Below are 9,061 nucleotides of genomic sequence, written 5' to 3'. Positions count from 1 at the left end.
GCGAGCGCCTGATCAGGCATGGCGCCACGATACTGTCCGATGCCGAATTGCTGGCCGTATTCCTGCGCGTGGGCGTGACTGGCAAAAGCGCCGTCGACCTGGGGCGCGACATGGTCGCGCATTTTGGCTCGCTCAATGGCTTGTTCTCGGCCACGCTGGATGATTTTTCCAAGCTCAATGGCCTCGGCCCGGCAAAATATGCGCAGCTGCAGGCAGTGCTGGAACTGGCGCGGCGCTCGCTTTCCGAAGAACTGCAGGCCGGCATAGCGCTCAGCTCGCCACAGGCAGTGAAGCAGTATCTGCAATTGCTGCTGGGCGGCAAAGCCTATGAGTCGTTCGCCATCCTGTTCCTCGATGTCAGGAACAGGTTGATCGCTTGCGAAGAACTGTTCCGCGGCACCCTGACGCATACCTCGGTCTATCCCAGGGAGGTCGTCAAGGCGGCGCTGGCGCGCAACGCCGCCAGCATCATCCTCGCGCATAATCACCCCTCCGGCACGCCCGAGCCCAGCACTGCCGACCACACGCTTACCCAGGCGCTGAAACAGGCGCTGGCGCTGATAGACGTGCGCGTGCTCGATCATTTTGTGGTGGCCGGCCGGCATGTCTATTCATTTGCCGAACACGGCGAACTCTAAAGACCTGCACTTGCTTACCCTGCATGCCGCAGGCACCCGGCCATTCGGCAGCGATGACATGCGCTGCAAGCCGCAGCCACCTTCATTATTGAGAGTGTTACCGGAATGCCCGTAAATTGTTAAATAACCAGAATAAAGAAGACACAATTATTTCACGCAAGTCGTTGAATAATCTGGATTTTTTAGATATACTCACGTTTTTTCCAATTCCGGAAATCTTTAGGAGCACAAATATGGCACGTGTCTGCCAAGTCACTGGGAAGGGGCCGATGGTCGGCAACAATGTTTCCCATGCAAACAACAAAACGAAACGTCGTTTTTTGCCTAACTTGCAAAATCGCCGCATTTTCGTTGAGTCGGAAAATCGCTGGGTTTCCCTGCGCCTGTCCAACGCCGGTCTGCGCGTCATCGACAAAATCGGCATCGATGCCGTGTTAGTCGACATGCGTGCTCGTGGCGAAAAAGTCTAACTAGCAGAATATAAGGAACCATCATGGCGAAATCTGGCCGCGACAAAATCAAGTTGGAATCGACCGCAGGTACGGGTCACTTCTACACGACTACCAAAAACAAGCGTACGACCCCGGAAAAAATGTCGATCATGAAGTTTGATCCAAAAGTCCGTAAGCATGTTGAATACAAAGAAACCAAGATCAAGTAATCGATCAACGCGTTTCAAAAAAAGCCGCTCTATTTCGAGCGGCTTTTTTTTATGCTCCGACAAGAGCGGCGCGTAGTCTTAATGCGCTCACCCATAAAAAAAGCCCGGGTAACCGGGCTTTTTTTGATGCCTGAATCGCTTACGCGTAACTGCGCAGGCGCAACGAAAAATCGCGCAGTGCAGTGATGCCGGACGCTTCAGCGCGTACACACCAATCCTGCAGTTGATGCAGCAACTGGTCGCTGGTGGCGTGTGAACGTTCCCAGAGCGCACCCAGCTCAACCCGCATTTCATGCATGGTCTGCAGCGCCTTGCTGTGCGCGAACAACTCGCTCAGCTGTTCCTTGTGCGGCGCTTCCAGCTTGGCCGGTTCGCGGTGCAACAGTTTTTTGGCTGACGTCAGGAAAGCCGATTCCAGCTTGGCTTTTTCCTGCAGGTGTACCACTTCTGCATGCCAGGTCAGCTTCAGCGATTTTGTATATTTGGCAGTGACATCATAGCGATTCGAAATCACCGATTGCAGCGTGTTGAAATCGAGATGCAGTTTGCCATGTTCGAATTTCGGTGCAGGCGCCACTTTTTTCACTTTCGCCAGGCCGACAGTTTCCAGCATGCGGATATACATCCAGCCGATGTCGAATTCATACCATTTGGACGACAGCTTGGCCGATGTGCCAAACGTGTGGTGATTGTTGTGCAACTCTTCGCCACCGATCAGGATGCCGATAGGGAAAATGTTGGTCGCTGCATCATTGCATTCGTAGTTGCGATAGCCCCAGTAGTGACCTATGCCGTTGATGATGCCGGCAGCGGTAATCGGGATCCATGCCATTTGCAGCGCCCAGACTGAGACACCGATCACGCCAAACAGCAGCACATTGATGATCAGCATCAGCACGATGCCAGTCGCGCTACGGCCGGTATAGAGATTGCGTTCAAGCCAGTCGTCCGGCGTACCGTAACCGTACTTCTCTATCGTTTCCATGTTTTTGGCTTCGGCACGATACAACTCCGAGCCTTCAAAAAACACTTTCTTGATGCCGCGTGTGACCGGGCTGTGCGGATCTTCTTCAGTTTCACATTTGGCGTGATGCTTGCGATGGATGGCAACCCATTCCTTGGTAACCATGCCGGAAGTCATCCACAACCAGAAGCGGAAAAAATGGCTGGGAATCGGATGCAGGTCCAGACCGCGGTGCGTTGCGCAACGATGCAGGTAAATAGTCACTGCAGCTATCGTGATATGCGTGACAGCGAGTGCGTAAAAAAACACTGTCCAGCCGCTCGCGCGGGTCAGGCCATTGGACAGAAAATCCAGTACTACATCTAACATTATTGTGGCTCCATTGTGAATGCCATGAAAACAAGGTAATACCTATATGGTGTCCGACGGCATAAAAACGAGAGGGACACTAAAAATTTCGAGGAGAATTGTACCCTTTTTAAGGGGCTGAATCAGGCCCGGGACGGCCTGCAGGTGAATTTAAATGTTCTTTTACCGCGCGATATTGTTCATCAATTAATCTTATTTCACGCTGCGGGAACGGCACATTGATTTCGTGCGTTTGAAACGAGCGCCAGATTGCACGATTGACATCGGAAAGCACGCCGCCACGGCCTTCCGGATCGTTGACCCAGAAACCCAGTTGCAGATCAATGCCATCGGCACCGAATGCCAGCAGCGCAGCACCCGGTCCGCGATCCGGTCCGACCCGCACGCGTTCCACACTCAGCGCCGCTTCTTCCAGCAAGCGTAGTGCAAGATCGATATCGGTCCGGTAATCCACCGTGATGCGCGTCGTCAATTGCATGACGCTATCGGTCAATGAAAAATTCTGCACCGGGCTGGAGACGAACATTTCATTCGGCACCACCATGTCGGTACCATCGCCGCCGCGCAGCACCGTGTAACGCGTATTGATTTGCGACACGCGTCCGGTAAATTTATCGACGACCACCGTGTCGCCGATCGCGAGACTGCGTTCCAGCAGGATCACGAAACCCGAGACATAACTGCTGGCGATTTTTTGCAAACCCAGGCCGAGGCCGACACCCAGTGCACCGCCAAAGACCGACAGCACCGTCAAGTCGATGCCGACCATCGAGAGGCTGGCCAGCAAGGCAATCAGGATCAGCACTGCACGACCCATGCGCGACAATACAGCGCGCATCGAGGTATGCATGGTTTCTAGCCGCATCAAGCGCTCTTCCAGCATTGCCGACACCCACAGTGCCAGAATCAGCGTGACGCCGACCGACAGCACCGCCTGCAGCACCGTCATGATCGAGACTTGATGCCGGCCGAGAGGGACCACCGTATTTTCAAGAAACGCGATGATGTCCGGCAGCAGGCCGGTGATATGCATGGCCACCACGACCCAGACCAGCAGGGCAAAGCTTTTTTCAAACAGCAGGGCAAAGCTGCCTACCCTGCCGCTGCGCGCAAAGACGCGCCGCATCACATAGAAAGTCAGACGTATCAGCGCGAACGAGCCGACCAGCGGCATCGCAATGCGCAGCAGATCGACACCTTCCCAGCGCGCCACTATCGGTTTTGCCAGCGCAATCAACAGCAGGGTCAGCAAGGGCCACAAGACGCGTGTAAAGCTCTCCACACCCAAACGGCGCATCGCGTTTTCCTGCACTTCATGCGCGGCAATCACGCTGCGTGCGGCGCGTGCCAGCCCCCAGCCCAGTGCAATGCAGATAAGCAGGGCGGTGATTTGCCAGCGCAGACCGGGAAGACCCAGATCTGCCGACAAATCAGCCCAAATCGTCGACAGCAGGTTCTGCTTCATTTTGTACGCCCTGATTTTGCGTGATGGTTTTGCGTTCCAATACCGCCGCGAAAAAACCATCGGTGTGATGCTTGGACGGCGACAGTTTCAGATACTTGTCCATGTCGAGCGCGATCTTTTGCTCGGCCAGCACTGCACTCATCGGAACCAGAACGAAATCTTCCCGCCCGGCGAGGAACTGCTCGACGATCGCTTCGTTTTCTTCATCCAGTATGCTGCAGGTTGCATAGACCAGACGGCCACCGGCTTTTACCAGGCGCGCTGCGCCCGTCAGTATCGAAGCCTGTTTTTCATTCAATTCCACCAGCGATTGCGGCGTCTGGCGCCACTTCACATCGGGATTACGGCGCAGGGTGCCCAGGCCGCTGCACGGTGAGTCAACCAGCACGCGATCTATCTTGCCCGCCAGGCGCTTCACCTTGGAATCGTTTTCATGCGCGATCTGTACCGGATGCACATTCGACAGGCCGCTGCGGGCCAGACGCGGCTTGAGCTTGGCCAGGCGTTTTTCGGAAATATCGAAGGCGTACAGGCGACCCGTGTTGCGCATCGTCGCGCCCAGCGCCAGAGTCTTGCCGCCTGCACCGGCGCAGAAATCGACCACCATTTCACCGCGCTTGGCGCCGACAATTTGCGACAGCAGTTGACTGCCTTCGTCCTGCACCTCGATCGCACCGCTCTTGAACAAGGGCAGATTTTGCAGTGCGGGTTTTTTGATGATGCGTATGCCCAGCGGCGCAAACGGAGTCGGCTCGCACAGGATAGGCGCTTGCGCCAGTTCCTTCATCACATCTTCACGCGTGGCCTTGATTGCGTTGACGCGCAGATCCAGCGGCGCCGGTTGATTCATCGCATACGCCAGCTCCAGTGTCGCTTCCTCGCCATCGCGTGCGACCAGCTTGTCGAACAGCCATTGCGGCAAGTTGGAACGCAACAAGGCAGGCAGCAAGGTACGGTCGATTTGCATCACATGATTGAGCCATGCGGTTTCTTCCTCGGTCAAACCGCCCAGCGCATCCACTCCTACTGCATCGGCCAGGCCGAGCAGGGTCATGCGGCGCATCGTCGGACCGTTGCCGGATTCAGCGAAGCTGGTGTAGACAGATTTGTTGCGCAGCAAGCCGTACACGGCTTCCGCCACCACGCCGCGCTCGCGCGAGCCCAATCGGGTGTGATCGCGGAAATAGCGCGACAGTGTGCTGTCGGCCGGACCGGTAAAGCGCAAAATCTCGCGCAATACTTCTTCGGTGTTGTTAATGATCGCGGGAGGCAATCTCATGTCAGTTCCTTCATAAAATGTGCGTGCTGCTAATGCTGTTGATTGTTCATTACTGAGCCGGCGCTTGCAGCGACGGCTCGACTTGGTCTGGTATCAGGTGCACCGCGCCATCGACCAGCGACAAGCGCCCTTCGACGAAAGCACGCACCGCACGCGGATAAATGACATGCTCTTGTTCCAGCACGCGGGCTGCCAATGTCGCTTCGCTATCGTCCGCCAGCACAGGCACCACAGCCTGCACCACGACAGGACCATGATCTAGGTCGGCAGTGACGAAATGCACAGTCGCGCCATGGACTTTGACGCCGGCCGCCAGCGCCTGGCGATGCGTTGCCAAACCGGTAAAACTGGGCAGCAGCGATGGGTGGATATTGAGCATGCGGCCGGCGTAATGCGCGACGAACGGCGTGGTCAATACGCGCATGAATCCGGCCAAAACGACGACATCCGGGGAAAACGCATCTATCCGCTCTTGCAGCGCGGCGTCGAAGGCTTCCCGGGTCGGATAATCCTTGTGCGGGACGACTATCGCCGATATGCCCTGCGCGGCGGCATAATCCAGGCCGCTGGCGTCAGCCCGGTTGCTGATGACAGCAACAATTTGCGCCGGCCATTTTTCATTTTTCGCGGCCCGGATGATGGCTTCCATGTTGCTGCCACGTCCGGAAATCAAAATGACGATTCTTCTCATGGCGCGCATTGTACCGTACCGCGGCGCTTACGGATTCGGGCACAGCGCTGCAAGCACTGACAACATCGTCAGCATGCGCAGTTTACAGTCGGGATAGTTCGGGATACTGGGGGATGGAGCAGCCGCCACGCCAGCGCGGCGGCATCAATTGCAGATTACTGGAAGGAGTAAAACACCCGGAATGCGATTTTCTTGTCGGCCCAGAAGTCGGCTGCGTCACGGAACACATCGAGCAGTGTTTCACGCGCTTCCTTGTCGAACTTTGGTGTATTCGGCAACTGTTCGAGCACAACCAGGAAGCCCGGCTGCGGTCCCGCTTTATGCGCCAGACTGGTCAGGCAATCAGACAGTGCATCGAAATTCTTGCCGAAATGCCGGGGGAAATGGAAGGCTTCCGCGATGATGGCGAGGACTTGCTGTTTGGTCGTCGCATGCGCGCAATGCGCGTACAGGAAATGCTGCCCAAGCTGTGCGGCCTCGGCTTGCAGATCGGCCACGCGGAAAGCGCGTATCGATTGCACTACATTTGGCGGCACGGTTTTAAACAAACTCATTTATCCTCATCTCCAGCAATTTATTATCAGCGTCGAAACAAACTCTTCACTCGATGACCCGCTTGAAGCTTCTATAGTGATCAGCGGTGTAATAATATTCGCGCGGCCTGGCTTGCTCCCCGCCAGCGATAATCCGCCTTGCACCCCGATTGCGGGCACGTGGCGTTTTAACAGTGAATTCGCGATAATACCCGCGCTTTTGCTGCGGCAAAACCCTTTCGTAATTTCCAAACACGGCGCCATCTTTCTCATATGGAAAGGGACCGCCCTGCCGGATCAACGCGATGGTTTGCTGCGCTTCTGGCGGTAAATCCCGGGCTGGTATCGTTCCGAGTACGCCAGTGTCAAAAGCAAAAGCATTGTAAGAAAGTAATAATGTAGCGAAAAACAGGAAAAACCGTGTGATTAATTTAACTTTCACCGCAATTCCTTGATAAATAGCAATAAATGTAGACTGTTTGCCTACCCTAGAATGCCCCAGAGTAACGTGTTGTCCGGCACGAATCAACCCGTATTCTTGCGCCGCAACTAGGCGCCCCGCACCCTCTCCAGCACGGTGTGTTCTACGCTGGCCAGTTCCTGCGACGCAAAAAATTTAAGGATTTCATTTTTATGCGCCAGGGCATCCTTGCGCCCCAGACTGATCAATTCGCAGGTGTAGCTTTTTTCAAACAAAAGGTAGGAAGCCAGCGCCGCGCCGCGCACTTCAGTCGCCCCTATGCCTGCCAGCAACATGCGCACCGGACGTGGCAGGCTGCCGATATGGCGGCTCGCGATCGTATCCAGCCTCTCGGATGGCGCTATCGTCAGCATTTCGATGGACCGCAAAGGCGTCTTCATCTTTTGCTCATCCGTCATGAAAGACAGGGTGTGGTTGATGCGATTCAAGCGCTCTATATCGCCGGCCAGACTGTCGAGGAAGATGCTGGACATCGCATGACCGGCGATTTGCGCCAGACTGGGATATTGCGCATTGAGCAGGGGATCACGCGCCGGCTCCAGCAAACGCCCCGACCCTATCACCAGCACTTTATCCGCACCCAGATGTATCGCCGGTGAAATCGGCGTCATCTGGCGCATGGAACCATCGCCGCAATACTCGCGCCGGCCCTCGCAAAATATCGGCGTCGCCGGGAACACGAGTGGAATCGCCGATGATGCCAGCAAATGCTCAACACCGATCTGGCTGCGAACCGCCAGCCGCTGCGTCCGTATCCACGGCTCGACTATGGCTTCGCTTTGATAAAACGTAATGTGGCGGCCTGCCGTATAAGAAGAAGCCGTCACCGCCAGTGCATGCAACTTACCATCCATCAAGGCCGCATCCAGTCGCGGCAGGTTCAGCATGCTGTTCAAGAGGCTGGCCAGCGGCGAATTGTCGAGCAGTGAGTTGGGTGGATTCGCTCTCCATTGGCGCATCAACCAGCCGAAGGACAGCAGCGACAGCCATTTCGCACCGGAACGCAAGACACCCAGCGAGTCGGAGCGATAAACCTGCTCAGCGGTGAAGTTTTCCCACACGTTGACTACCTTGCCCAATCCGCTGCAGAAATCGTCGGCATGACAGGCCAGCGCAGTCGCATTGATCGCGCCGGCTGAAGTGCCGCAAATGATGTCGTAGGGATTGCGCTCGGAGGCCCAGCCTGCCTCGCACAGTATCGTTGACACGGATTCCAGCACGCCAACCTGATATGCCGCCCTTGCTCCGCCCCCCGTCAGCACCAGGCCGATTTTCTTTTGTTTTTGCATGCGATCAATTATTAGGGGCTTTGATGTTTCGGGCAAGCCTGAGCGCGCAAATGCAAGCTGTTAGCGGGATTCTGTTGCATCCATCCCCTCTGGCGAGGCACAGGCAAGCGCAGAGGCTGCAGCAGCCATCCCGCTACAACAATAAAAAAGGCAGCCGCAGCTGCCTTTTTTATTTGACGCTGGCCGGCACTAGGGCTTGGCTGGCACCGGTATCACGACCTCGGTCACGGGCACGACTATCGTGGTCGCAGGCGCCACGATAGTCACCTGCGCTGCACCGCCATGACCTGTTGCGACTTGCAGGCCGGTGGCAGGCAGCAGCGGCACCATCAGCAGAGCCACGATGTTGATGATCTTGATCAAGGGGTTGACGGCGGGACCGGCCGTATCCTTGTATGGATCACCGACCGTATCGCCGGTCACAGCAGCCTTGTGCGCTTCGGAGCCCTTGCCGCCGTGATGGCCATCTTCTATGTATTTTTTCGCATTGTCCCAGGCGCCGCCGCCGGTCGTCATCGAAATCGCCACGAAGATACCGGTCACGATCGCCCCCATCAGCAAGCCGCCCAGCGCTGCAGGTCCAAGCACCATGCCGACCAGTATCGGTATCACCACCGGCAGCAGGGACGGAATGATCATTTCCTTGATCGCGGCGGTAGTCAGCATGTCGACCGCCTTGTCGTACTCAGGC

Annotated in this window: 11 protein-coding genes; 3 read left to right on the top strand and 8 right to left on the bottom strand. The window is 56.2% G+C overall.

The window, feature by feature from the left end; genetic code table 11:
- The 3 genes from radC to rpmG all read left to right on the top strand — a co-directional run.
- Positions 1 to 638 (top strand): DNA repair protein RadC (gene radC / locus Q7T06_RS05625; RefSeq protein WP_304781634.1); only part of this gene is annotated, 638 nt, incomplete at its 5' end.
- A gap of 233 nt (positions 639 to 871) precedes the next feature.
- The gene (gene rpmB / locus Q7T06_RS05620) at positions 872 to 1,108 is read left to right on the top strand and encodes a 50S ribosomal protein L28 (RefSeq protein ID WP_011871857.1); all 237 of its coding nucleotides are present in this window, start codon (positions 872 to 874) and stop codon (positions 1,106 to 1,108) included.
- A 23-nt stretch (positions 1,109 to 1,131) separates the two neighbouring features.
- Positions 1,132 to 1,299, top strand: a complete 168-nt coding sequence (gene rpmG, locus Q7T06_RS05615) for a 50S ribosomal protein L33 (protein WP_009667251.1) — start codon at positions 1,132 to 1,134, stop codon at positions 1,297 to 1,299.
- A gap of 139 nt (positions 1,300 to 1,438) precedes the next feature.
- Here rpmG and Q7T06_RS05610 read toward each other — a convergent pair whose 3' ends face one another.
- The 8 genes from Q7T06_RS05610 to Q7T06_RS05575 all read right to left on the bottom strand — a co-directional run.
- On the bottom strand, positions 1,439 to 2,632 hold the full coding sequence (locus tag Q7T06_RS05610) for a fatty acid desaturase (protein WP_304781606.1): 1,194 nt from the start codon (positions 2,630 to 2,632) through the stop codon (positions 1,439 to 1,441).
- A 109-nt stretch (positions 2,633 to 2,741) separates the two neighbouring features.
- Complete coding sequence (locus Q7T06_RS05605) at positions 2,742 to 4,097, bottom strand: mechanosensitive ion channel family protein (RefSeq protein WP_304781604.1); 1,356 nt, start codon at positions 4,095 to 4,097, stop codon at positions 2,742 to 2,744.
- A complete protein-coding gene (locus Q7T06_RS05600; protein WP_304781602.1) occupies positions 4,063 to 5,376 on the bottom strand; it encodes an RsmB/NOP family class I SAM-dependent RNA methyltransferase in 1,314 nt (437 codons plus the stop codon). The genes Q7T06_RS05605 and Q7T06_RS05600 overlap by 35 nt, the downstream gene beginning before the upstream one ends.
- Positions 5,377 to 5,425: 49 nt before the next feature.
- Positions 5,426 to 6,067 (bottom strand): phosphoribosylglycinamide formyltransferase, encoded by a 642-nt coding sequence (purN, locus tag Q7T06_RS05595; protein WP_304781599.1) that lies wholly within the window; start codon positions 6,065 to 6,067, stop codon positions 5,426 to 5,428.
- A gap of 155 nt (positions 6,068 to 6,222) precedes the next feature.
- Positions 6,223 to 6,621, bottom strand: coding sequence for a barstar family protein (locus Q7T06_RS05590; protein ID WP_304781596.1), 399 nt, complete (start codon positions 6,619 to 6,621; stop codon positions 6,223 to 6,225).
- A gap of 46 nt (positions 6,622 to 6,667) precedes the next feature.
- Positions 6,668 to 7,042 (bottom strand): ribonuclease, encoded by a 375-nt coding sequence (locus tag Q7T06_RS05585; RefSeq protein WP_304781593.1) that lies wholly within the window; start codon positions 7,040 to 7,042, stop codon positions 6,668 to 6,670.
- Between the two features lie 107 nt (positions 7,043 to 7,149).
- Positions 7,150 to 8,370, bottom strand: a complete 1,221-nt coding sequence (locus Q7T06_RS05580; RefSeq protein WP_304781590.1) for a patatin-like phospholipase family protein — start codon at positions 8,368 to 8,370, stop codon at positions 7,150 to 7,152.
- Positions 8,371 to 8,559: 189 nt separating this feature from the next.
- On the bottom strand, positions 8,560 to 9,061 hold a 502-nt coding region (locus Q7T06_RS05575), incomplete at its 5' end, for a sodium/proton-translocating pyrophosphatase (protein WP_304781589.1).

It is taken from the genome of Herminiimonas sp. (genome assembly GCF_030645555.1).
In the GTDB taxonomy this organism is placed as follows: Bacteria; Pseudomonadota; Gammaproteobacteria; order Burkholderiales; family Burkholderiaceae_D; genus Oxalicibacterium.
This window is presented reverse-complemented; position numbering and strand designations above follow the sequence as displayed.

What these genes read in the sequence shown, in the direction of transcription:
- Q7T06_RS05590 (WP_304781596.1), bottom strand. Translation starts at nt 6,621, where the DNA reads ATGAGTTTGTTTAAAACCGTGCCGCCAAATGTAGTGCAATCGATACGC.
- Q7T06_RS05600 (WP_304781602.1), bottom strand. Translation starts at nt 5,376, where the DNA reads ATGAGATTGCCTCCCGCGATCATTAACAACACCGAAGAAGTATTGCGC.
- Q7T06_RS05610 (WP_304781606.1), bottom strand. Translation starts at nt 2,632, where the DNA reads ATGTTAGATGTAGTACTGGATTTTCTGTCCAATGGCCTGACCCGCGCG.
- rpmG (WP_009667251.1), top strand. Translation starts at nt 1,132, where the DNA reads ATGGCGAAATCTGGCCGCGACAAAATCAAGTTGGAATCGACCGCAGGT.
- Q7T06_RS05605 (WP_304781604.1), bottom strand. Translation starts at nt 4,097, where the DNA reads ATGAAGCAGAACCTGCTGTCGACGATTTGGGCTGATTTGTCGGCAGAT.
- rpmB (WP_011871857.1), top strand. Translation starts at nt 872, where the DNA reads ATGGCACGTGTCTGCCAAGTCACTGGGAAGGGGCCGATGGTCGGCAAC.
- Q7T06_RS05580 (WP_304781590.1), bottom strand. Translation starts at nt 8,370, where the DNA reads ATGCAAAAACAAAAGAAAATCGGCCTGGTGCTGACGGGGGGCGGAGCA.
- purN (WP_304781599.1), bottom strand. Translation starts at nt 6,067, where the DNA reads ATGAGAAGAATCGTCATTTTGATTTCCGGACGTGGCAGCAACATGGAA.